This is a genomic window from Streptomyces sp. CNP082, from assembly GCF_059570535.1.
The window spans coordinates 45494-69272 of sequence record NZ_JCANSZ010000026.1; the positions used below are offsets into that span (position 1 = coordinate 45494).

General features: G+C 70.1%; 20 protein-coding genes. 15 read left to right on the forward strand and 5 right to left on the reverse strand.

The genetic code is table 11. The features are described from left to right. Positions 1 to 343: 343 nt before the first annotated feature. Positions 344 to 1663 carry a helix-turn-helix transcriptional regulator gene (locus B124_RS20875; protein WP_496504412.1) on the reverse strand — a complete coding sequence of 440 codons (1320 nt, stop codon included), beginning with the start codon at positions 1661 to 1663 and terminating at the stop codon, positions 344 to 346. 369 nt (positions 1664 to 2032) lie between these two features. On the opposite strand from B124_RS20875, the gene B124_RS20880 reads away from it, so the two are divergent. The 6 genes from B124_RS20880 to B124_RS20905 all read left to right on the forward strand — a co-directional run bounded on the left by B124_RS20880 (position 2033) and on the right by B124_RS20905 (position 8923). Further along, positions 2033 to 3199 carry a cytochrome P450 gene (locus tag B124_RS20880; protein ID WP_496504413.1) on the forward strand — a complete coding sequence of 389 codons (1167 nt, stop codon included), beginning with the start codon at positions 2033 to 2035 and terminating at the stop codon, positions 3197 to 3199. A 32-nt stretch (positions 3200 to 3231) separates the two neighbouring features. Continuing rightward, complete coding sequence (locus tag B124_RS20885) at positions 3232 to 4572, forward strand: preATP grasp domain-containing protein (RefSeq protein ID WP_496504414.1); 1341 nt, start codon at positions 3232 to 3234, stop codon at positions 4570 to 4572. A gap of 79 nt (positions 4573 to 4651) precedes the next feature. Continuing rightward, positions 4652 to 5626, forward strand: a complete 975-nt coding sequence (locus B124_RS20890) for an aspartyl/asparaginyl beta-hydroxylase domain-containing protein (RefSeq protein ID WP_496504415.1) — start codon at positions 4652 to 4654, stop codon at positions 5624 to 5626. A 36-nt stretch (positions 5627 to 5662) separates the two neighbouring features. Next, entirely contained in the window at positions 5663 to 6814 is a 1152-nt protein-coding gene (locus tag B124_RS20895) for a glycine amidinotransferase (RefSeq protein ID WP_496504416.1), read from the forward strand. Then, a complete protein-coding gene (locus B124_RS20900) occupies positions 6811 to 8127 on the forward strand; it encodes an ATP-grasp domain-containing protein (RefSeq protein WP_496504417.1) in 1317 nt (438 codons plus the stop codon). The genes B124_RS20895 and B124_RS20900 overlap by 4 nt, the downstream gene beginning before the upstream one ends. Continuing rightward, entirely contained in the window at positions 8117 to 8923 is an 807-nt protein-coding gene (locus tag B124_RS20905; RefSeq protein ID WP_496504418.1) for a class I SAM-dependent methyltransferase, read from the forward strand. Before B124_RS20900 ends, B124_RS20905 begins: the two co-directional genes overlap by 11 nt. 3 nt (positions 8924 to 8926) lie before the next feature. Here the strand turns inward: B124_RS20905 and B124_RS20910 are convergent, their stop codons facing one another. The 3 genes from B124_RS20910 to B124_RS20920 form a co-directional block, all read right to left on the reverse strand. Next, positions 8927 to 9913 carry a phosphotransferase family protein gene (locus B124_RS20910; protein ID WP_496504419.1) on the reverse strand — a complete coding sequence of 329 codons (987 nt, stop codon included), beginning with the start codon at positions 9911 to 9913 and terminating at the stop codon, positions 8927 to 8929. 369 nt (positions 9914 to 10282) lie between these two features. After that, positions 10283 to 11206, reverse strand: a complete 924-nt coding sequence (locus tag B124_RS20915; protein ID WP_496504420.1) for a formylglycine-generating enzyme family protein — start codon at positions 11204 to 11206, stop codon at positions 10283 to 10285. 9 nt (positions 11207 to 11215) lie between these two features. Next, positions 11216 to 11998 (reverse strand): aminotransferase class IV family protein, encoded by a 783-nt coding sequence (locus B124_RS20920; RefSeq protein ID WP_496504421.1) that lies wholly within the window; start codon positions 11996 to 11998, stop codon positions 11216 to 11218. Positions 11999 to 12216: 218 nt separating this feature from the next. On the opposite strand from B124_RS20920, the gene B124_RS20925 reads away from it, so the two are divergent. Continuing rightward, positions 12217 to 12645, forward strand: coding sequence for an ATP-binding protein (locus B124_RS20925; RefSeq protein WP_496504422.1), 429 nt, complete (start codon positions 12217 to 12219; stop codon positions 12643 to 12645). A gap of 230 nt (positions 12646 to 12875) precedes the next feature. On the opposite strand, the gene B124_RS20930 is transcribed toward B124_RS20925, so the two are convergent. Next, positions 12876 to 13244 carry an NUDIX hydrolase gene (locus B124_RS20930; RefSeq protein ID WP_496504423.1) on the reverse strand — a complete coding sequence of 123 codons (369 nt, stop codon included), beginning with the start codon at positions 13242 to 13244 and terminating at the stop codon, positions 12876 to 12878. Positions 13245 to 13564: 320 nt separating this feature from the next. On the opposite strand from B124_RS20930, the gene B124_RS20935 reads away from it, so the two are divergent. From B124_RS20935 to B124_RS20970, 8 genes are all read left to right on the forward strand, one after another. Next, positions 13565 to 15100: an NUDIX hydrolase gene (locus B124_RS20935; protein WP_496504424.1), complete on the forward strand. Its 1536-nt coding sequence runs from the start codon at positions 13565 to 13567 to the stop codon at positions 15098 to 15100. Next, positions 15097 to 17097 (forward strand): ABC transporter ATP-binding protein, encoded by a 2001-nt coding sequence (locus B124_RS20940; protein ID WP_496504425.1) that lies wholly within the window; start codon positions 15097 to 15099, stop codon positions 17095 to 17097. Before B124_RS20935 ends, B124_RS20940 begins: the two co-directional genes overlap by 4 nt. Positions 17098 to 17127: 30 nt before the next feature. After that, on the forward strand, positions 17128 to 17424 hold the full coding sequence (locus B124_RS20945) for a hypothetical protein (protein ID WP_496504426.1): 297 nt from the start codon (positions 17128 to 17130) through the stop codon (positions 17422 to 17424). Between the two features lie 43 nt (positions 17425 to 17467). Continuing rightward, complete coding sequence (gene fxlM, locus B124_RS20950) at positions 17468 to 19753, forward strand: methyltransferase, FxLD system (protein ID WP_496504458.1); 2286 nt, start codon at positions 17468 to 17470, stop codon at positions 19751 to 19753. A gap of 169 nt (positions 19754 to 19922) precedes the next feature. Beyond that, the gene (locus tag B124_RS20955; RefSeq protein ID WP_496504427.1) at positions 19923 to 20546 is read left to right on the forward strand and encodes a DUF5753 domain-containing protein; all 624 of its coding nucleotides are present in this window, start codon (positions 19923 to 19925) and stop codon (positions 20544 to 20546) included. Positions 20547 to 20591: 45 nt separating this feature from the next. Continuing rightward, positions 20592 to 21215, forward strand: a complete 624-nt coding sequence (locus tag B124_RS20960; RefSeq protein WP_496504428.1) for a 2'-5' RNA ligase family protein — start codon at positions 20592 to 20594, stop codon at positions 21213 to 21215. 223 nt (positions 21216 to 21438) lie between these two features. Then, entirely contained in the window at positions 21439 to 22767 is a 1329-nt protein-coding gene (gene hisS / locus B124_RS20965) for a histidine--tRNA ligase (RefSeq protein ID WP_496504429.1), read from the forward strand. Positions 22768 to 22810: 43 nt separating this feature from the next. After that, a complete protein-coding gene (locus B124_RS20970) occupies positions 22811 to 23422 on the forward strand; it encodes a hypothetical protein (RefSeq protein ID WP_496504430.1) in 612 nt (203 codons plus the stop codon). Positions 23423 to 23779 lie beyond the last annotated feature (357 nt).

Consider the following 23779-nt stretch of genomic DNA (forward strand, 5'->3'; position numbering starts at 1 on the left):
AGGCGATCCCCTCCAGTTCCACGGGCGCGGAGTCCCACGGCCGCGGAGACAGTCGACCCGGTACTGGGCCTCTCGGCGCCATGCAGGTCGGGTGGCGGCGTGCTGGGCGGCATATGCCGTCATGCGCAGTTCGCGGATACCGGCGAGCAACTCGTAGCCCTCCCAGTGCGTCACGTCGGCGCCGTATCCCGTGCTGATAAGCGTGGCCGACGGCTTCGGCGACAGTAACCGTGCGCGAACTTCTGACCCGTGCTTCCTTCGGTGAGGATCGTCAGTGTGCGGCGGGCGCGGTGGCGGCCCGCCGGTTCGGCCTTCGCAAGCAGGGGTGGCCGGTGGCCAGGCTTCAGACGATGGCTCGGAGTCGTTCGAGGAGTTCGCTGACGCCGGCTGTGTGTGCGTATCGCGACAGCTCCGGTTCGAGGTCGCGCACCATCGTCACGCACCTGGGCGCGTCGATCCGGCTGGCTAGGTCGAGGGAACGGGAAGCGGTTGCCGCGGCGATCTCCGGTTCGCCGTCGCGGAGGTATGTCTCGGCCTGGTAGGTCAGGAACACGGATGTGGTCTTGGAGCGGGTGGCGGTCAGCAGGGCGATGCCCTCGTCCATCAGCTGGTGGGCCTGGCGCCGCTGGCCGAGATCCGCGAGACAACGGCCGCCGTCTGCTGCGAGGTCTGCGGTTGACATCCACGAGCACCAAGCGGGGGCCGGATCGTGCGACGGGGTGTCGAGCGCCTTCTCGGCGGCGGTGAGGGCCCGGCGGCACAGGCCGCCCTCGTCGAGGGCGGCGAGTGCGCGGGCCTGGCGCAGGTGGAGGAGGGACCGCGCGGTGGGGTGCTGGGTGCGGGGGATGGCGTGTTCGAGGATGTCGGCCGCGGCGCGGGCATTCTTGAGCCACAGCAGTTGGTATGCGAGGTCGGAGAGGATGCCCGCGCCGAGGTCGCGCTGGTGGGCGGTGTGGGCGTTGTGGAGGGCGGCATGCCAGAAGCGCCCGGCGGAAGCATGGCGGCGTTCGTCGAAGTGCTGCCAGGCGATGGCCCGCGAGAGAGAAGCCGCCAGGGTGTGCAGCCGCTGTCCGGCGGCAGGGGTGTAGCGGGACTCGCTGATGAACTCGGTGACGGTGTTGAGGTGCGCGTCGAGCAGATGGCGGGTGCGGCGCCTGCGTTCGGTGGCGAGGCGGATCAGCTCCGTCCCGGTGGCCTCCAGCCAGTCGAGCATCTCGGCGTCGACTTCGCCGGGCGCGGCGATCCGTGTGAACCGGCCGGGTTCGGTGACAGCCCACTGGTGGGCGAGAACGGCCAGCGAGCCGCTGGTGTACGCGATGAACGACCGGCGGTCCAGGGAGGACATCAGGGCCTCTCGGAGTGAGGGGCCGGCGTTGAGCGGGCCGAGGGGCAGCGGTCTGTCCTGGCCCGGAAGCCAGTAGGGCCAGCCGAGATGGGCAACGGCTGCGTAGTCGATGCCGAGGACCTCGGCAATGAGCGGCTGGGACTCGTCTTCGTCGGGGTCGGCACGCCCGGTCTCCCACTTGGAGACCCGTGACCCTCTGGTGCCCGAGCGCAAACCACGACGTGCCGCGGCCTGCCGAATACGGCGGGCCAGCTCCTCCTGCGACCACCCGCGCTCCTTCCTGGCGTGCGCGAGGGGGTGGCGGATCTGGTCGTCCACCCGCCCATTGCACCACCCGCTCGGCGCCCGGGAGAGCTGTTCGGGGAGAGCGGGGATAGGGCGGGGATAGGGATTTCCTCTGGGCACCGGGGCCGACGCCCGCTGTACTCGTCGTGTTCTGCCCGGCACCCCGCGTGATCGGGCGGAGCGTGGCGACGACCGTTCGCTATGGCCTTGTCCCGCCCGCCGGGCTATGTCTCCCCGTCCGTTGGGCGAGGGCCGACCGGGAGTCGTCACCAACGCCGTACGCACGCCGTCACCGACGCACAGGGAGGGGCTGCCATGTCGTACGACCACTGAGCCCGAGAAGTTCGGGGCGGGCCCGCCCGATGGGGCGGGCCCGCCCTCCCCTCTCCGGAAGGACTCGCGATGCCGTCTGCGGCCGACCGCTACGACCCCTTGGACGCGGAGATTCTGCGCGATCCCTACCCGGTGCTGGCCGAACTGCGCGAGCACGCACCGGTATTCTGGCACGCGGGGATGGCCTCCTGGGCGCTGACCCGGTACGCGGACAGCGTGCGGGTGCTGCGCGATCACGAGACCTTCGCCCGCGACCCGCGGCGCACCGGGGGCACGGTGCGGGAGCCGTCCTTGAGCGTGCAGACGCTCGACCCGCCGCAGCAGAGCCGTGTGCGCTCCCTTTTCATGACCGCGCTGCGCTCCCAGGACCTGGCCGGGGTCGAGGACCGTGCCCGCCTCCTGGTGGCCGAGCAGCTCGACCATCTGGCCGGCGGGGGCCCGTTCGATGTGGTGTCCGAGATCGCGGTGCCGCTGTCCGTGGCGGTCGTCGCGGACCTGCTGGGTGTCGAGCCCCCGCCGTACGGGCAGTTCGCCGCGGTGTCGGACGCGATCATGCGGAGCATGGATGGCGGCCTCAACCCGACGCTCGTCGAACCGGGTCGCGTCGCCCGCCAGCAGCTAAGCGACCTGGTTGACTCCTGGTTCGCGGCCTCGGCCCGCCCCGGCCTGCTGGCCCGGGTACGGCAGGCCACGGCGTCCGGCTCGGACGCGCTGGCCCGGCTGTACGTGAAGAACACGGCGCGGGTGATGTTCCAGGGCGGCTACAGCACGATGGCGGCCTCCGTCGGCAACGCCGTCCACACCCTCCTCGCTCACCCGGGAGTCCTTGACCAGATGCGGGACCGGGCGCTGCTGGCCACAGGGGTGGACGAACTGGTGCGCTTCGACGGTCCGGTTCAGGGCACCACGCGCATGGCGGTGCGCTCCTGCCGGATCGGTCACGTCGAGATCGCCCCGGGGCAGAAGGTCGTCCCGCTGTTCGCGGCGGCCAACCGCGACCCGGCCGCCTTCACACGGGCGGACGACCTGGTACTGGACCGCACCCCGAACCGCCACCTCGGCTACGGATGGGGGCCGCACTCCTGCGTCGGGACGACCGTCGCCCAGGCGGGTCTGCGCGCCCTGGTTACGGCACTGAACGGCCACCCGGCCCGGCTGGCCACCGCCGGCGAAGGCGTACGGCGCCGGGCGGCGACCATGCGCGCCTTCGACACGCTGCCCGCCCTCCTCGTCTGATCCCTCCCCGCCCCCGTCTGCAGGAGCCCGCTGTGCGCATCCTCATCGGCAACCACATCGATCCGTCCATCCGCGAGCGCCACGACATGCGGGCCTGGACGCAGCGTCTGTTCTGGTTCGCCCGCCCCGGTGACCTGCTCATCCTGTGCTGCGAGCCGGACGCGGCGTTCGTCGACCATGCCCTGGCCCACACCGGTGTGAAGCACGAGGAGCTGACCGTGCTGGCGGCTCCGGGCGGAGCGTGGGGTGATCGGCTGCTCGATCCCGCCTCCCTGACCGTGCCCGCGTTTGTGGAGCAGGTGCGGGCCGCGCTCGGTCCGGCCGGGGCCGGCGGGGCGAGCGAGGTGTTCGCGCTGTGGCCGTCGGCCGCCGTTGCCCGGCTCGCCGATGCCCTGAGCGTGGCCGATCGTTTCCCGGGCGCGGCCTTCTTCGGGCAGGGCGGCGGGGAGATCGGGAACAACAAAGCGAACTTCCGGGCCCTGGCGGCGGCGGCCGGGGTGCCGATCCTGCCCGGCCGGATCTGCCGCAGCCTCGTCGAAGCGACCGAAGCGACCAGCGCGCTGCTCAAGTACTCCGCGTCGGGGGCCGTTGTGGTCAAGCAGGCCCACAACGGGGCCGGGGTCGGCAACCAGCTGCTCGTCCGTGAGCCGGAGATGGCCGTTGACCACGTCGGGGCCCGGCACCTGCACCACCTGGCCCCGGGCCGGGACGGCGTCGCCGCGTACTGGGCAGAGCGGTGGCCGTGGGCGAGCGGGAACGGCCGGTGGCCGGTCGTCGTCGAGGAGTTCGCGCCCGGCGCCGACGCGGTGTACTCCGAGCACTACGCTGCAGACGAGGGCACCCGGGCCACCGAGACGGGCCGCCTGCTGTACGTCGGACGGCGCCTGAGCCACCAGGTCGTGCCGCTGGACGGCGTCACCGAACCGGTGCGAGCGGCGCTGCTGGACGGCGGCACCCGGCTGGCCGACGCGTACCGGGCGATGGGCTACCGGGGGCACCTGAGCGCGGACGCACTGGTCCTGCCCAACGGGAACGTAGTGTTCACGGAAGTCAACGCCCAGGTATCCGGCAGCCTGCACATCTACCAGTCGATCGCCCACGGCATCGTCGACGTCACGGCCGAACCGCCGCGGCGGGTGGTCGAGTACCACGTCCCGCCCACCTGGGCGGTGCCCTCGTGGGCTGCTTTCCTGTCCGCGCTCGACGAGCTGGACCTGGCGTACGACCCGGCCACCCGGACCGGGGTGATCGTGTCGATGCCCGCCATCCCCCTCGCCCCGGGGGAACCGGTCCAGTTCGTGTTCTGCCTCGCCTACGACCCCGCCGAAGGCCACGCGGCCGTGTTCGACCGGCTCGACGCACGGTTCGCGTAAGTGCCCGCCAGCGCCTACGACGCCAGCCAGCACGTCGCCACCGGCGCCGTGTCCTTCTCCTCCTGACCGGAGCCTTTCCATGACCACCTCCCTCACCGCGGCCACCGAGGCCGCCCAGCTCTCCCCTGTCGTCGACGCGGACAAGCTCGCGGCCGAACTCGCGGCCGTCACCGACCACACCTGGAACGTGCAGCGCACCCACACCCACGGCGGGCAGGTCGGCCAGCCCGCCGCGATCGACTGGCGGGTCCTGCCGCTGCGCAGCCTCGGCGGCGATCCGGAACGCACCGACCCGGGCGGCCCCGGGCCTCAGCCATTCGCGCCGACGCGCTGGCTCGACCGACTGCCCTACCTCGGGGAGATCCTGGACTCGGTCCCGGCCCCGCTGAACGCGGTGCGGCTGATGGCGCTGGGGCCCGGCGCCGTCTCGGACCCGCACCGCGACCCCAAGTACCGGCTGGACCGGGGCATCGTGCGCCTGCACATCCCCGTCGTGACCGACCCGGGCGCCGTGCTCGTCCTGGACGGCGTCGAACACCGCTGGCAGCCAGGCACCTGCTGGTACGGCGACTTCTCCCGCGAGCACCTGGTGCGCAACACCAGCCAGACGGTGACCCGGGTCCACGTCGTGATCGACTCCCTGCTCACCGCCGACCTCGCGGCCTGGTTCCCGGACACCTGGCAGGAACTTCTCACCCACGGCGAGGTCCTGTTCAACCGCACCGGCCCGGCCAAGGTTCCCGCCTGGCCCGGCGAGCTGCCGTACGAGGCGCTGGTGCCGTCCGGGTTCGCGGACTTCGACTCACCCGCCCCGCTGGACGGCTCCCTCATCCCCGCCCGCATCGACCGCAGCGGCGACGTCCTCGCTCTGACGGTCGCCGGGCGCACCTTCGCGCTCGTCCCGGTCGACAACGCCGGGGAGTTCCGGTTCTCCGGCTGGAGCGAGCAGCGCACCCTCCAGCCCGACAGCAACGGCGGCGGACTGACCCTGCGAGTCCGCCGTGGCCGCGCGCTCGCCGACCGGCACGTGACCGCCGCACCCCGTGCCTCCTGACACGCCCCGCAGACCCCAGAGAAGGGGAACACCCCCATGCCCCGCCTGAACAGTCACGACGACTTCACCCCGCTCAAGGAGGTCGTCGTCGGGTCCGCCGCCAACTACCTGTCCCACGAGCGCGATGTCTCGTTCGAGTTGTTCCACCACGAGAACCTGAGCGGTTTCCGGTCGGACTGGGCCTACCCGCGCCTGACCCGGGCGGCGGCCGGCCACCGGGAGAGCTGGGCCATCAAGGAGCGGTACGCCGAGGAACTGCACGAGGACGTGGAGGCCCTGGCCGCCGTGCTCGCCAGGCTCGGAGCCGTCGTGCACCGGCCGCTGCCCCTGCATCCGGACGCGGCGCCCATCGCGGGCCTTGGCTGGGAGGCCGCCCCGACCCCGGCGCTCAACATCCGCGACAACACGCTGATCCTCGGCGACGAGATCATCGAGACGCCGCCCGCGATCCGCTCCCGCTACCTGGAGACCCGCCTGCTCGCCCCCGTCTTCACCGACTACTGGGAGGCCGGCGCGCAGTGGACGACGATGCCCCGCCCCACCCTCACCGACAACAGCTTCGACCTGTCGTACGCGCGGGACACCTCAACCACCCTGGGCGGGCCGACCGAGGCCATCGACGACCCGCAGCCGAGCCCGTACGACGTCGGCGTGGAGATGATGCTGGACGGCGCGCAGGTGCTGCGGCTCGGCTGCGACCTGGTCGTCAACGTCGCACAGGCCAACCACGCACGGGGTGCCGAATGGCTTCAGCGGCACCTGGGCGACCGGTACCGCATCCACCAGGTGTGGCGGATGGCGGACAACCACATCGACAGCATGGTCCTCGCCCTGAAGCCGGGGGTGTTCCTGGCCCGGCACGACGGCATCCGTGACCTGATGCCCGAACCCTTGCGCTCGTGGAGCTACATCGTGCCGCCGGAGCCGGACGCGGGCACGTTCCCGGTCTACGACGACTACGAGGACCTGGTCCTCACCAGCCCCTACATCGATCTCAACGTCCTGTCCGTCGACGAGAACACCGTGCTGGTCAACGAGGACTGCACCGGCCTGGCCAAGACCCTCGACGCGGCAGGCTTCACCACCGTGCCGGTACGCCACCGCCACCGGCGGCTGTTCGGCGGCGGCTTCCACTGCTTCACCCTCGACACGGTCCGCGAGGGCAACCGCGAGGATTACCTGAGGTGAGAGCGCCCCGCGTCCTGCTGCTGGAGGCGGCCGGCCCCGAGTCCGGAGAGATCGCCCGGGCCTCCTCCGCCGCCGGCTACCAGGTCCATGCCGCCACCGATCCCGCCACCCACTCCGCCTACGGCGCCGACCTCCGACGACTCCTGTCCGGCTGCCTGCTGGCCGACCTCTCGCGCCCCGACCACATCTTGAAGGACATCGTCGGCTACGCCCGCAGGATCGGCGCCGACGCGGTGCTCACCGCCAACGAGTACCTCACACCACTGCTCGCACAGGTATGCGCCGAGCTAGATCTGTCGGGCAACGACCCGGACCGTGCGATCACCGCCCGCGACAAGGCCGCCATGAGCGAGGCATTCGCCCTCTACGGCGTCGCTGCGCCCCGCACCCACGTCCTCGACAGTGAGGACGAACTGCGCCTGCTCCGCGCCGCCGGGGAGATCCGCCTCCCGTGCGTCATCAAGCCCGCCGACGGCACGGGCTCCGCCGGCGTCACCGTCGTCACCGACCCCGCCCGTGCGGCCGGTGCCTGGCGGGCGGCGGCCCGCTCCCCACGTGGCATGTACGGCCTGCCGCCCAACCCGCGTGTCCTTGTCCAGGACTACGTCGAGGGCATTGAGTACAGCGTCGAATCGATCACCCAGCACGGGACGACCACACACCTGTGCGCCACCAGGAAAACCGTCACCCCGGGCGCCCACCCAGTCGAAGTCGGTCACAGCCTGCCCGCCGCCCTACCCCCCGGCGCCGAGCAGGCCGTCTACCAGGAGGTGGAACGGGCGATCGGCGCGGTGGGCATCCGCAACGGCGCCTCGCACACCGAGGTCATCGTCGACGGGGACGGGCGTTGCTTAGTCATCGAGATCGGGGCCCGCCTCGGTGCCGGGCACATCGGTGTCCTCCTGCGGCATGCACTGGGAATCGACCCGTGGACGGTACTCCTGGACACCGCCCTCGGCCGCCCCGCGCACCTCACCCCGGCCCTCCGCGCGTACGCGAGCGTACGCTTCCTGACCAGCCCGCAAACCGGCCACCTGGCCGCGGTCACCGGCCTGCCCACGGAAGGCCCCGGAGTGCCCGCCGTCCACCTACGCACGGCCGTCGGCCAGACCGTCGGACCAGCACAGACCAACCGCGGGCGCCTCGGCCACTTCATCGTCACCGGCCCTGATCCCGCCGCCGTCGAGCGCCAGGCCGAACAGATCCTCGCCCGGATCACCGTCGTGGTCGACTCCGACGGCGCGCCGAACCACGCCGGACCACCCGCTATCCCCGGGCCGGACCCGGAAAGGGAGGCAAGCCGTGCACCGTGAGCCGAGCACCCTGCACATCAGGCGAGAAGACCCTGCGACGATCGCGCCGGGTGAGTTCGACGCGCTATTCCACGGCGAAGCCCGCTCCGGAGGCTTCAGCCGGGTAGCCCAGATCGTCGATCCGGCGCTGCCCCCGGAGGCCGAACCGTTCTCCTTCCTCTGCGCCGACCTGCTGCACCACATCGCCGCCGAACTGGCACTGAAGAAGGGCGAAATGCTAGCCGATCTCGGCTGCGGGCGCGGCGGCCCCGGTCTGTGGCTAGCCCGCGCGGCACACGCCGACCTGGTCGGCGTCGACTTCTCGCCGGTCGCGGTGGACCACGCCCGGCAACGGGCCGCCACCTACGCGATGAAAAGCAATGCACACTTCGTGGTGAACGACCTGACCGCTACCGGGCTTCCCCGCGCGAGCGTATCAGCGGCCATCTCCATCGACGCTCTCCAGTACGCCGGCGACCGCGCCGCAGCAGCCCAGGAGGCCCGCCGGATTCTCCGCCCAGGCGGACGTCTCGTCCTCACCGGCTGGCACCCGCTCAGCCCCGGCGACCCACGACTCCCAGAACGGCACCGCCACAGCGACTGGCCCGCGGTGCTGCACGCCGCCGGGTTCACCGCCGTGCACTGCCACGCCCGGCCAGCGTGGATCGACACCTACCAGAACATCTACCGCGTCGCGCTCCGGCTCAGCGATCCGGGCCCGGACACCGCGCTCGCCGGCCTGCAAAGCGAAGCCCGCCGGCGCCTGCCCACCGCCCACCTCCTGCGCAGAGTCGCCGTCACCGCCGTATCCGGCTGAACGTCAGCTCAGGTCGGCCAGAACGGCGGCCATGGCGTCGTAGGTGTTCTCCACCCCGGCGGCGTTGCCCAGCCGGTGACGCTCCAGACGGACGGCACCAAGGTGGCGGGCCTCGTAGACCAATGAACGCCACACCACGGCGGGAGAGCGGTCCCGCTCCCCGTACGCCTCCCAGAACGCCACCCGCTCGTCCTGTTTCGCCAGCGCCATGCGGATCGTCCAGTCCGCGGCCGGGTCCCCGAACCAGGTGCGGTCCATGTCGAGGACCCCGGTGATCGTGGGCTCCGCGGCCCCGGCGTCGAGCATCACATTGACCGTCCACAGATCACCGGTCAGCAGCCCCGGCTCGGTGACCTCGTCGAGCACGGCACGCTCGTGCGCAGCCACGGCGGCGGCCTTCCGCACGTCGGCAGCGTCCAGGCCGACGCCGTCCAAGTCAGCGGCGATCTCCTCCAGCGACGCGATCACCGCCTCGCTCCACGTCCCGTATCCCGGGCGGCCGACGGGCCCGAAGGACGGACCCCGCACGTCGTGCACGGAGCGGGCGATGGCGCCCATCTGCCGGAAGAACGCCGGCCACGCCGTACGCGGATACGTCCCCAGGTGCTCCGGAGCCGGGACACCCTCCAGGTGGGTCTGGATCATCCAGTCCCGGCCGATCACCTCGTGCGACCAGTCCGCCGCAAGGACCTGCGGCATCAGCGGCGCGATCACAGTCAGCCACGGCACGCTGCCGTACTCGTTGCGCATCAGGTAGCGCTCACTGCGGAACTGGCGGCCCTCTTCCGGTGCGACCCGCAGGATCACCGGCCGGTCCCGCCCGGGCAAGGTCACGCGATACACGTTGTTGTACATCCCCGTGCCCAGCTCGACGGCGGACACCGGAGTGGCGGCGCCCCCGAAGGCCCGCCGGCAGACCTTCCCGATCTCCTCCGCGGTCAGTGACTGCTGGAACGCCTCCGAGGAGCGCTCAACCGGCTGAAAGTCCATGCCGCCAGGATGCCCCTCCCGACGGCCGCTCGTCACATCCATCACGTACAGCGGTACGTCGGATATCACTCCGTCCTGGTGACACGGCTCCAGCCGAAGATCCGTCACTTCATGCGCCCAGGCAGGGAAGAGCGACGGATCCCCGTCCGGCCGGCCCCCAGCCGCGCGGTCAGCGCACGGTCTGAAGGGGGATGAGGCGCGTTGCAGCAGGAACCACCGTCACAGAGGGGGCATCGGGTTCGCTCTCCCGCAGCAAGCACGAGAACCACAGGTGGCTGCGGCGGACCTGCCGGTTGGTCCAGTGAGCGAGTTCGATACCCGAGCGGTGCCGCCCCTGACGAGGACGGTGGGTGCCGCGCCGGCATCCTGCTACGAAATGCTGACGCAGACGCAGCGGAATCCGGTGTCGTTGTCCTGCATGGTCGCGTCCGCCGCGTTCTTCAGGAACGGGGCGGCGCGCTCGACCGGCGAACTGAAAGCCGAGCCCTTCAGCTCGTACCGGCCATTGCCGGGCCGTTCTTCGGTAGCGCACCATTCCCACACATTGCCGCACAGATCGTAGGCGCCGTACGGGCTGACGCCCGACTGGTAGCGGGAGACGGGTGTTGTGGCGTCTATGCCGGTCTCGGCGACGTTGCACTTCGCAGCTGTGGGGTCGTTGCCCCACGGGTAGAGACGTCCCCGCGGGCCTCGGGCCGCTTTTTCCCACTGCTGGGAGGTGGGCAGCGTCTTGCCGGCCCAGCGGGCATACGCAGTGGCGTCGTGCCAGGTCACCCACACCACCGGGTGAGTTGCGAGATCGTCGGGGCAGCGGCTGCCGGCCCAGTGCCGAGGCGGCTGGTGGCCGGTGGCGCGGACGAACGTCGCGTAGTCGGCGTTGGTCGTCGGGTAGACGTCGATGCGGTACGCCTCCAGCCACACCGACCGGCGATCTGGTCCGGAGAGGAAGATGCCCTCGTCAACGAAGGTCATCGGCTTTCCGTCGACGGGATGCCGGCTGGTGCGCGTGTCGCGGCGCAGCAGTTCCTCGACACGCTCGTCGTGCTCGGCGGCAGCCCGTTCGGTGAGCAGTGCGGCGAAGCGCCGCTGAACGGCGGGGTCGGCCTGTGCGAGGACGGTGTCGAGGGCTGCTTGGTTGGCGAGGCTGAGTTCCAGGGTTTCGCCCCTGCCCTCCCACCGAGGGATCTGGCGTGGGGTCACGCCGACCAGTTCAGCAAAATTCTTGCCCGTCTTGCGCATGGCCTTGCGCAGCAGGCCGGCCTCACGGCCAGTCCATCTGGTCACCGCCGCCATAATCGTGCTCTAGGGAGTCTCGCCGGGGACCGACAGGTACGCGTCCTGAAGCCGGTCCAATACCGGGTGCTCGGTGGACAGTTCAGCTTCGTCGATCGACGCCAGGGCGCGGACTCCGATGCTCGTGTTCGTCGCGAACGCGGCTGCCATGCCCTTGGCCTGCTCCAGGGTGACCGTAGCGACCCGGTACTCGGCGAGCTGCTGGAGCAGCGCCATGGTGACGCCGGGAAGCACCGGGGCCTGCGGCCACACAACCGTGCCGTTCTCGTCGACGAAGCCGACGTTCCAGGTGCCGCCTTCGGAAACGAGTCCGTCGGGGCCGACGAACAGCGCATCGCCGTACCCGGCGAGCTGCGCAGTGCGGCGGGCGTGCAGCGCACCGAACAGCCCGACGTGCTTGACCTCAGGAAGATCACGCTCGTACACCACACTCATCGCACGCAGCGGCGCCGGCGGCATCGCGCCGGCGCTGCGCACGGAGACCAGGATGTGCGGCTCGTCGGCGTCGGCCGGTCGTCCCATGTCGGCCGTCGGGTCGTAGACGGTGACGCGGACGACGCACGGCAGGCTCTCCCCCTCCAGGGCACGGCGGACGTAGTCACGCACGCGCCCGGCATCCAAGTCAGCGCCCCAGACCACCTTGCAGTCCCGGACCAATCGCTCCATATGCAGTCCCAGGCCGCGGATACCGCCGGACTCGTCGACACGCATGGACGTGAAGTGCCCGAGGTCCGTAAGGGCCAAGGGGAGCAGGCCATCGACAGATGCCGGCGCTCCGTTGAACGTCACCATGCAGCCCAGCATGTCAGGGCCTCCGCCTCCAGCGGCACCCCCAACAAGGCTACTGACGGGTCAACGTCATTGGGAAGTCATTCCCATGCCACAGGCGCCGGGTGTTCGCTGGTCACCGCCAGGACACGCTCGGTGACCGATAACCTGGGGCGTTCCAAACGGCATTCCCCCGCCCGATGCCGCACGGTCACCCGCATGAACCACCTGGGAGGCTCCCGATGACCCTCGCCGCCCCCGCCACGCCGGTCAATGCGGACGTGCCTTGCTCGTACGCCTTCGACGTGGAATGTGCACCGGACCGGTCGCACGTCAGGCGCCTGCGCCAGATCACCGCAGCCCACCTGGGTTTATGGGCGATGCCCGCTTCCGTGGCTGACGACGTTGTGCTCGTCGTCTCCGAGCTGGTGTCCAACGCCGTGCTGCATGGCAAGGGGGATGTCAGGCTCCACGTCCGGTACACCGAGGCTGATCTGCTGATCGAAGTCACCGACGCCAACCCCGTCCCGGCTGAGCTGCAAGGTGCCGGCGACGACGAAGACTCCGGCAGGGGTCTGGTCCTCGTCGCGGCCCTCGCGCTGGACTGGGGCGTCAGAAACGGCGGCAGGACCACGTGGTGTCGCGTCCGTGTACCCCGCGGGGCGCGGTGATGGCCGCCCTGACCCGTAGCGCTGCCGTCGGGCCCACAGGCCGCCTCTCGCCGTACGGCCCCTTGGTGTCTCCCGGTGCTTGTCCGGTAGATGAACAGTCTCCCGGCGCAGCCGCGGCGGGCGTGTGCACGTTCGGTCTGCGCGGTGCGCCAGTCCGGCGATACCTCTCCGGTCGCCGCCCCTTTGCCGCATCCGCTCGACCGTTCACCACGGCGGATGATGATGGGCGGTCACATGCGGGCGTACCAGTCCGGGATCGAGCGTTTCCAGCCGTCCGGCATCGGCAACCACGGGACGTCGTTGGCCGCGAAGAGGACGATCTCCTGGTGCTCGTGGCTGGCCTGCGGGATCGACTCGGGGGTGAGCACCCAGCAGCCGTAGGTGACGGTGAACACCTGGTGCTCGGGCTCGCAGCGCATGTGCTGCCCAACGCGGAGGACGCACCCGCGGCGCTCTCCCCCGCGGACACAGTGATGATTGCCTCGCCCGTGGTCACGGCCGAGGCCCGAGTCGCCGACGAAGGTGCATGCCGTGAGGTTCGCGAGGAGGTCGGCGTCCGCGTCGAGCCCAGAGACCTTGAGCTGAGCTGCAGCGCTCACCCTCTCGCCCCGAGCGGGCAGCGCCGCCTCGCACTGCTGTTCACGACACAGTCTTGGACCGGAGAGCCGTACAACCGCGAGCCGGAACGGCATAGCGCACTGGTGTGGGCCGAGCCTGGGGAGCCGCCTGCGGATGTCCACCCGTTCACACGTGAGTTGCTGCGGCAGTTTGTCGCCGGTACGCCACGCGCCAACATCAGCATCGTCGTCGGCGAGGGGGACTGGGCATGACTGACTTCCTCGATGCTCCTCGCCCGGAAACCTCCCCTCTTCCGGCCGATCCGGACCTGGCCCGGTACCTGGCAGCGCACCCCGCCCCCGTGGCCGCTGTGGACGCCGTGATCCGCGACAAGGACGACCGCCTGCTGATCGTCGACCCGGTCTACAAGCCCGGCTGGGACCTCCCGGGCGGCATGCTCGGCGACGAAGGGCCGGTCGACGGGTTGCTGCGCGAGCTCCGTCAGGAGCTGGGTCCGTTCCCGGCCCGTGTGGGTCGGCTCTTGGCCGTCGACACGGTCCCCAAGAACGTCTTCGGCCGCACCCTGATCGCCTCCATCTACGCAGTCCACCTCGACCGCCCTGTGCCCGCGGAGGAGTTTCGTCTCCAGGCCGAGGAGGTGCGCGCGGCGCAGTATGTGCCTGCGGCGGAGGCTCTTGTCCGCCTTCCGGAGCTGCTGCGGCGGAGGGTGCAGGCCGCGCTGGACGCCGAAGACGGGGCGGGTACCGCGCATCTGCGAGGCGGCAAGCCGGTGGAGACCAACCAGCGTGATCACTACGCGTTGTTGCCGGCGCCCCTGATGTCCGCGACCGCCCTCGTCTTCGACCAACTGGGCCGAGTCCTGGTGGTGGAGCACACTTACGACCACGGCGACGGGATCTTCTTCGGGGTGCCCGGCGGCATGGTCCTGGCCCACGAGTCGCCGCGGCAGGGCACCGCCCGCGAGATCGCGGAGGAACTGGGCCTGGACAACGTCCCGGTGGGTCGGCTCCTGGCTGTCGACCATGTGCCCGCTGACCGCTACGGGCGCACCGTGATCCTGCACGTCTTCCATGTCGGACCGCTCACCGAGGAGCAGATCGCCGGCCTCCACTTCGCCGACGGGGAGATCAGCGCGGCGCACTGGCTCTCCCCGGGCGAAGCGGCCGAGCGGCTCCCCCGGCGTGTCGGGCGCCGCGTGAGCGCCGGCGTGAAGGCTCTGCGCGGCGGGAACATCGCGCACCTGGAGGAAGGCGTGCCCCACCGCGGGTCGCCTGTCGGACTGACGCCTGCTGAACGGGCACGCCTGGAGCAGAGCGGCGGCCTGGGGGCGGCTGATCACCTCGCGGTGCGGCCGAAGGCGCTGGCCGCGTCGGCGGTGCTGTTCACGGATTCCGACGGTCGGGTCCTGACGGTGCGCCCCGTCTATCGCCGTGACGGGCGGTGGTTGTTGCCCGGCGGCGCGATCGACTGCGATGCCGGCGAGACGCCGCGGCAGGCTGCTGTGCGCGAAGTCCGCGAGGAGCTGGGGATCAGCGTGCCCGTGGGACCGCTGCTGGCCACCGACTGGGTCCGGCAGCCGTCGCGCCCGGCAGAGGTCGTCCACGTCTACGACGGCGGCGTGCTGTCCGCGCATCAGCTGGCGTCGATCCGGCTGCCGGAGCACGAACTGGCGCAATGGCGCCTGGCGGACAGCGAGGAGGACCTGTCCGCCCTGGTGCCCGACGGAATCGCTGCCCGCATCCGGTCCTGCCTGGTGGTGCGTGCCGCCGGCGCGGGCGCGGTGGAGCTGGTCAACGGCCGTGCGCTGGCCGAGGGCGCGGTGGCCATCGTGTACCGGCCAGAGGGCGGCCCCTCCCCGGCACGGGGGCGATCATGAACGAGCACAAACCCCCGCATTCCGATGCCGATCAGAGTGAAAGGGCGGTGTCGGAGTCGGAGAAGCTGCTGTTCGGCGGTCAGCTTGAGTACGACATGGGGTGGAATGCCCACCATGGGGCCGGGCTGCGCCTGTCCTTGTGGTCGATGGCCCGCCAGCTTCCCCGCCTGGTGGCCACGTCGGTGCGACTGGCGCATCGGGCGGACCGCCGGGCACTGCGGACGGTGGCGGCGGCCGAGATCGGCTCGGGCATCACCCAGGCGATCAGCCTGGTGGCCGTCAATGCGGTGCTGGCCCATCTGCTGGGCGCGGGGGCGATCACGGATCGGATCACCCAGGCTCTGCCCGTCCTGGCCGTCGCGGCGGTGATGGGAGTTGTCGGGGCCCTGTGCGCGGCGGCATCGACGTCCGCGACAGGCGTTCTGGAGCCGAAAGTTCAGCGGGTGGCCACGGAGCGCTATCTGGCGCTGGTCTCACGAGTGGAGCTGAAGGCGGTCGAGGACGACGAGTTCCACCGGCTGCTGGATTCGGCGTCCTGGGGCGCGGAGTCGGCCCGCCGGATGGTGAAGTACACCACGAGCGTGGTCAACGCGTTGATCTCGCTGATCGCCGCTGCCGGGGTTCTGACCGTGTTGCACCCGGCGCTGCTGCCGCTGCTGGCCGCGATGACGCTGCCCAGCGCGTGGAGCGCGATGGCCAAGGCCCGCCGCCGGTACGTCAGTTTCCATCAGTTCGTGCAGCACGCACGTGCCGCTCAGCTACTGACCCGGCAACTGATCAGCCAGGAAGCCGCGGCCGAGATCCGTCTGTACTCGATGGGCGGCTTCCTGCTGGAGCACTTCCGGGGCATGGCGGACACCAGTGAGCGCGAGCAGTCGCGGCTGGCCCGGCTCGATGCCCGTACCGGTCTGCTGGCCGCTGCTGCGACCGGGGCCGCCACCGCGGCGACGTACGGCATGCTCGGCGTGCTGCTGTGGACCGGGGCGATGCAGCTATCCGTCGCCGGGACCGCGGTGCTGGCCATCCGCGCGGGCTCCTCGGCGCTGCGCCAGTGCGTCCTGCAGATCTCCGACGTCCACCAGGAGAGCCTGTTCGTCGGGGACTTCGAGCGGCTGTGCACCGAGGCCGAACGCCGCACCATCCCCGAAGGCGGCCAGGACCTTCCCGAACACGTACAGGAGATCCGCTTCGAGCAGGTGACCTTCGCCTATCCCGGCAAGGACAAGCCGGCGCTGTCCAAGGTGGACCTAGTGCTGCCCGCGGGCAAGACGATCGCGCTGGTGGGCAGCAACGGGTCGGGCAAGTCGACCCTCGTCAAGCTGCTGTGCGGGCTGTACGCACCCGACGAAGGACGCATCTGGTGGGACAGTGTGGATGCCGCCTGCGCCGACCGCGCTCAGATCTTCGACCGCGTCGCCGCCGTCAACCAGGACTTCTACCGATGGCCCTTCACCGCCCGCGTGAACATCGGCATCGGCTGCCCCAGCCGCCTCTTCGACGACCAATCGATCATGGAGGCCGCCCGCTACTCAGGGGCGGATGCCGTCATCGACGAGCTGCCCCACGGGCTCGGCACGCTCCTGCAACGCGGCTACAAGGGCGGGCAGCAAATCTCCGGCGGACAGTGGCAGAAAATCGGCATCGCCCGCGGGAGGTTCCGCACGGGCCAGCTACTCGTGGTGGATGAGCCCACCAGTTCCCTGGACCCGGCCGCCGAGCAGCAGGTGTTCGACCAGATCCACGCCCTGGCCGGCGAGGGGCAAACCGTCGTCCTGGTCACCCACCGCATGCACAGCGTCCGCCACGCCGACACCATCGTCGTCCTCGACCACGGCCGCGTCATCGAGCACGGCACCTTCGAGCAGCTCATGGACCCTCGCACCGGCAAAGGCGCCTTTCGCGATTCCTACCTGCTGCAATCGCGCGCCTTCGACCAAACCGTCCCTGCCCCAACCGCGGCACCGGACTCCACCCCGGCCTCCTCGGAGCCGACATGACCTCATCCGCACCCAAACCTGCGCAACGCCGTGCTCACCGACGCCAGCACCGTCAGCGTCTTCGACTTCGAGCGTTCCGAGCCACGACAGCGGGGCCACGACTTCGTACGCCTGGCCGATCTCTGGGACGGCCGCGAAGACCTCCGCGCGGCCTTCTTCGCCGGCTACGGCAGATCCCTGACCCGGCTGGAGACCGAGCACATGGAGTGCGAGGCCGCCCTCGACGCCCTCAGCGGCATCGCTTTCGGCCTCACCCACGACGACCCCGAGGTCGTCGGGCGCGGTCGGCGAACCCTGCGACGTCTCCAGCAGACCCACTCCTGCTGACCACCAACCCCCCTCGACGCAAGGAGCAGCCTCGGTGGGATACATGCACCAAGCCCAATGGCACGACCACTACGCCCGCGGCGGGAAGTTCCGGGCGCTGACCGACTTTGAACGCACCGTGCTGGACAACACTCTTCGCCCTGCCGGTCCCGCCGTAGCCCTCGACGTGGGCTGCGGCCTGGGCGAACTCGCCCTCTACCTCCACGAGATGGGGTATTCGGTCGACGCCGTCGACTACGCGGAATCAGCCATCGAACTCGCCGCCGCACAGGCCCCGGACGACGTCGACGTACGCTTCCTGCGCCACGACATCGAACACGACAACCTCGCCGACCTGCCCCATGACGTGTACGACCTGATCACCCTGCGCCTGTGCTACGCCTTCCTGCACAACTGCACATGGCTCCTCAACCGCCTTCGTGAGCGTCTGCGCCCAGGCGGAGCGGTCTGCATCATCACCCCACTCGCCAACACCGTCCCCGCGGACCGGCGCAACATCGCCCTCGACGAGGACGACATCGCCCTGGCCACGGCCGGATGGGCCACCACCGACCGGCACGACGCTGACGGCTTGGCCGTGCTGGTACTCCGAGGGCCCGCCACGGGCCCCGTGTCGTTCGCCGACAAGCGGCGGCCCGCGCCGCAGGGCCTCATCGGCGCGGGGGTAGTGGTCACCGACGAGCAGGGCCGCGTGCTGCTGGGCCGATCCGTACGCGGAGTCTGGGAGCTGCCCGGCGGCAAACCCCACCCGGGGGAGTCCTTCGAGCAGGCCGCCGTACGGGAGTTGGCCGAGGAGACCGGGCTGCACGCCTCGGCCGGCGACGCGCAAGTGCTCGCTGTCCTGATGGACACCACCTACGACACCCCCCGTCTCACGGCCGCCGTCCGCGTCACAGCGCACAGCGGCGTCCCCACCGTGGCCGAGCCTGACCTGTTTCACCGTTGGGAATGGCACTGGCCCACGGACCTCCCCGCCCTCACCGGGACCCTGTTCACACCGTCCGCGCACGTGCTGGACTGCGTCTGGCCCGGCCTCCTCCCAGACCTGCCGCCCGTGCACCGCAACCGCGTCCTCCAACCCATCGCGCCCGAGAACCCCCAGCAGGCGCGCGAGAGCCACCGGCTGCGCCAGGAGATGACCGGCGAGCTGATCGAACAGGGCTACATCGACGATGCCTCCGTCGAGGCCGCCTTCCGTCGTGTGCGCCGCCACCTCTTCGTCCCCAAGGTTCCGTTGGAGACGGTGTACGCCGCGGCCGACGCGGTCGTCACCACCAAGTACGACGGCGGCGGCCGGGCCACCAGCACGGTCTCGGCGCCCTGGCTGCAGGCCGTCATGCTCCGCGAGGCCGCCCTCGGCGTCGGCCAGACCGCGCTGGAGATCGGGTCCAGCGGCCCCAACGCCGCGCTCATGCAGGAACTCGTCGGACCCGACGGGCGGATCACCACGCTGGACATCGACCCGTTCATCGCCGAGCGCACGGCTCGGTTCCTTCCCGCCGCGGGTTACGACCGGGTGCGCGTCCTGCTCGGCGACGCAGAGCACGGTGCTCCCGGCCTCACCGACGAGGGCTCACTCGACGCGATCATCGTGACCGTCCAGGCTCCCGACATCCCGCCGACCTGGGTCACCCCGCTCGTCGAGGGCGGGCGCTTGGTGGTCCCGCTGACTATCCACGGATACAGCTGGGCCTTGGCGTTCGAGAAGCGCGGCGACGTGCTGGTCAGCCGCTCCTACACGGTATGCGGCTTCGTCCCCATGCAGGGGGCCGGGGCCCGGGTGGAGGACGTCGTGTCCCTACGGGGCGGGGAGATCCGCGTGCGGTTCCACGAGGGCGGCACGGCGGACGCCGAACTGCTCACCCAGGCCCTTAAGGCGCCGCGTCTCGAACGCCGGACCGGCGTCACGGTGCCCGGCCACACCCCTTTCGACAAGCTCATGCTGTGGCTCGCCACCACGATGGACGGCTTTTGCCGCCTGGCCGTCGACCCACACCTCGACACCGGGATCGTCGAGCGCCCCAGGGGCTGGGACGCGGCTGCTGTGACCCGCGGCGGCTCCCTCGCCCGCCTGCTGCTCCAGCAGACCGGCCCTTCGACATGGGAGTGGGTCATCCACGCCTACGGACCGGCCGCCGAGCAGCTCGCAGAGGAGATGACACAGCAGGTCATCATCTGGGACCGCGACCACCACATCCGCGACGCTCCCCGCTTGACGATCCGCTCTCGCCTCAACGGCGACACCGAACCGACCAGCGCCCGCACCCTCGCGAAGCACCACACCGTCCTCGACTTTGACTGGACGCACCCTCACCGCACCAGCCTCTGACGCCTGGCCTGTCACAACCCCGCACACGGTCTCCGCCACTCCCGGAAGCCCCTCGGTACGCCATCCGTCGCCCCCCGCCAGCGTCACCCCGCCGCCGACAGCACCTCGCCGTAGAACGTCCCCGGCCGGCACCAGGCCGGCCTACCCGAACCGATCCAGGAGGCACACCATGGACCAGCCCGTCCCGTGGCAGCGGCTCTTGCGCGAGGGCACCGCCCCAGTACAGCAGGAGATCATCGACCAGTACCGTGCCGTCCGGCACAGCCGCGCGTGGCTGCCCACCATGATCTGGGGCACCCTCCAGACCCGCGCATACGCGGCCGTCATCCTCCGCCAAGTCGTCGACTTCCTCGGCACCCCCGACGATGTCGAGGCAGGCGCCGCTGCCCGGATTCAACGCCAGCAGGTCCTCTACGAACCTGGACGCCGCTTCGACGTCCTCCTCGGCGAGCAGGCCCTCTACACCAACGTCGGCGGCCCGACGGTGATGGCCGGCCAGATGGACCGCCTCCTGGCCGACTTCGACCAGCCTGCCCTGCGACTGGGCATCCTCCCGCGCACGGCACAGATGCCGACCCTTGCGTTCAACGCCTTCAACCTCCACGACAACACCGTCGTCCACGTCGAACTGGTCTCCTCCGGCCTCGACATCACCAGCCCCGCCGAGGTCGCACTGCACCTCACAGCCTTCGGCTTGCTCAACGACGCGGCCGTCCACGGCGACGCAGCCCGCGCGCTGATCGAGCAGGCCGGCATCCACTGGCGCCGCGCCACCACCGTCCACACCACGTAAGAGCCCGGCACCGATGATCATCAGGACGAGAACACGGAGGACACCATGAAAGACTTCTTCGCGGCAGTGCAGAACCGTGAGCAGCCCTGGCCCCCGGGCCGCGAGGACCTGCACTGGCACCTGCTGCCGCCGGCGCCGGTGCGCCGCGCCCTGACCGAACGCTACCGGGCCGCGGCCACCCTTCCCGGGATGGCTGCAGTCACCCCCGAGGATGTGCACCTCACCGTCCAGCACGCGGCACCGCTCGACGAGTACCGGCCGGGGGAAATCGACGCGATCAGGGCGCGGATCACCGAGCAGGCACGAGCCATGGACCCGGTCGAAGTGGTGCTCTCCCGACCCGCTCTCGGCACCGTGGCCCTGGAGTGCGGCGGACATCCGGGTGAACCCGCGCGGCAGGTCTGGAGGATGGTCTGCGACGTCCACGACAAGGTCACCAGCGGCCGGCTCCCCCGGATCTCCGCGACGTACGACCCGCACGTGACCCTCGCATACGGGACAAGCGACGCCCCCCTGCTCAACCGAGCCGAAGCCAAAGCGGTGCTGTCAGACCTGCCCGGCGACCCGCTGGTCCTGCTGCTCGACACGCTCATCATGGTGGCTCAGTCGCACGATGGCCGGCACATCACTTGGCGTGAGCTGGCCAGCGTCAAACTGGGAGCGGCATGACTGCCTGGACAGTCGCCTTGAGGGCACGGCCCCGGCCCACTCGGCGCCGTCCGGCCCGGGGCGCCCCACCTCGCCGGGCAGATCGACGAGGAGGGCCGGCTGCCGCAGATGTGACAGTTCGTGCGCGGCCTGCGCTGGCCACCACGAGCAGCCGTCCATGCCATACACCCCGTTGCCGAGACGGGTTTTGCTCCCACCAGGCAGCTTCCGCAAGGATGACCACATGGCCTCGTTGAAACAGTTCGAGCCCGCATCCGGGACGCGTGATTTCCTTGCCGCTGAGTACGAGACACGTGAGCGTGCGTTCGCGCAGATCCGTACAGTGTTCGCCCGGTACGGCTTCCAGCCCCTTCAGACTCCCGCGTTCGAGCGGCTCGACGTTCTCACCGGCAAGTACGGCGACGAAGGTGACAAGCTCATCTTCAAGATCCTCCGTCGTGGCGAGCATGAAGCCACGGGGGAGGCTGATCTCGCTCTCCGCTACGACCTCACCGTGCCGTTGGCCCGTGCCGCAGCGGCATACGGCAGTCAGCTCCCGTCCCCGTACAAGCGGTACGCCATCGCCCCGGTTTGGCGTGCCGACCGGCCCGGCAAGGGCCGGTTCAGGGAGTTCGTCCAGTGTGATCTGGACATCGTGGGCTCCGCATCGCCACTGGCGGACGCCGAGATCGTGCTGGCCCTGCACGATGCACTGGACGCGCTCGGCGTCCCGGAGTTCCGGTTCCTGATCAACTCCCGGCACGCGCTGTTCGGTCTGCTGGAGGCGTACGACGTCCCAGACGACCTTGGGCCGGGCGTACTGATCACTCTGGACAAACTCGACAAGCTGTCGCCGGACGCAGTCGTCGGCGAGTTGGTCACCAGCCGGGGCCTTGACAACGGTGCCGCACACGGGCTGGTGGCCGACCTGACCGCGCAGGATGCGGTGGATCGCATCAGGACCCGTCTGAAATCCAGTGAGACGGGTCAGACCGGCCTGGCAGAAGTCGACCAGTTGCTGGAACTCACCAAGGACACGATCCCCGCAGACCGCATCGGTTTCGCCCCGAGCCTGGTCCGTGGACTCGACTACTACACGGGCATCATTTTCGAGGTCACCGCCCCTGGCATGCCCGGCTCCATCGCTTCCGGGGGACGCTACGACACCCTGATCAGCCGTCTCGGCGGCAAGGACTCGCCCGCCTGCGGCGGATCACTCGGAATCGAGCGCATCCTGCCCCTGCTCCGGCAGGCCGACAAGGACACCTACTCACAGATCGATATCGCAGTCACGGTCATGGACCAGAGCCTCACGGCCGACACCTTCCGGCTGGCGGCTCAAATCCGTCGCTCTGGACTCCGCACGGGTGTTTATCTGGGAACGAGTGGGAAGTTCGGCAGGCAGATGAAGTGGGCCAATGATCAAGGTGCGCGTTTCTGCGTGATCTACGGGACCGCAGAGCACAACGCCCGGACTGTCACCCTCCGGGACATGGTGACCGGCGAACAGGATCAGGTCCCATTCGACCAAGCCGCCGCTGAACTCGCGCGGCGCTGCACACCGCACAATTGATCGCCCCGACAGCTCCCATGGCAACTGACTCCAGGAGGAAAGAATGGGACAGCAAGGCGAGCACATCTTCCGCTTAACGGCCGAGCAGGGGTTTCCCGACCCATGGCTGAGCTTCGGGGACTCGCTCTGTGACGAGGCGGCTCTCAGCACCGAACTGACCCGCGCCATCAGCACGGCACGCAAGGAGCCCGCTGAGGCGAGCCGCGCCGAGGTGGATCGCGTCTTCGCCGCCAAGAAGGCGAACCTCATCCGCTGCGCCGGCATCCTCGATCAGGTTCTCAGCGACTACGACCAGTCAGGCATGTGGGACGTGCTGGACGCACGCGCGAACCGACTGGACATCCCAGACGTGCTGGAGACCTGGGCGCATACTCAAGCCCTCCACCCGTTCCCGGTCGTCCTCAAGAGTCTTGAGTTCAACTGGGGCTACATGAAGGAGCACGGTGTCCGCGCATTTTACGAGATGACGCGCGGATACATCTCCCGCCTCCAGGAGAACACCGACCGGTGGCTGACCGCTTGGGCGGCCGAGGTGGCCACCGGCGAAGTCGACCGCATCACCTCCATCGAATGCGATCTGGCGAGCATCGAAGCGCCGATGCACTGTGACGTGTGCAAGAAGACCATCACTGCCCTGCTCTACCTGGACGGCTGATCGCCAAGAACGTTGAGAAGGCCCCCGCCAGAGTGCGGCGCAGGCGGTGGCGCTGCTGGGCGTCAACGCCGTCCTGTCCGAGCTGCTGACTGACGGGGCGATGGAGGAGCGGCTGCGGCAGGTGCTGCCCATCGCGGTCTGCCTCCCTGTGTGGACCGCGATGCAGAGCACGGCTTCCACCACCTGCTGGAGAGCGCGCGGTACGGCACCTCTCTTGCGCGCGCCGGATGGTCGACCAAGGCGGCCCTGGGCCGCCGGCGGTCGGCCATCCGGTCGGGAACACGACGCGCACGCTCCGCAGTGAGACAGGCTGCAACGAACATGCGGATCACCAGGAGTGCCGCCGGCACGGAAGGG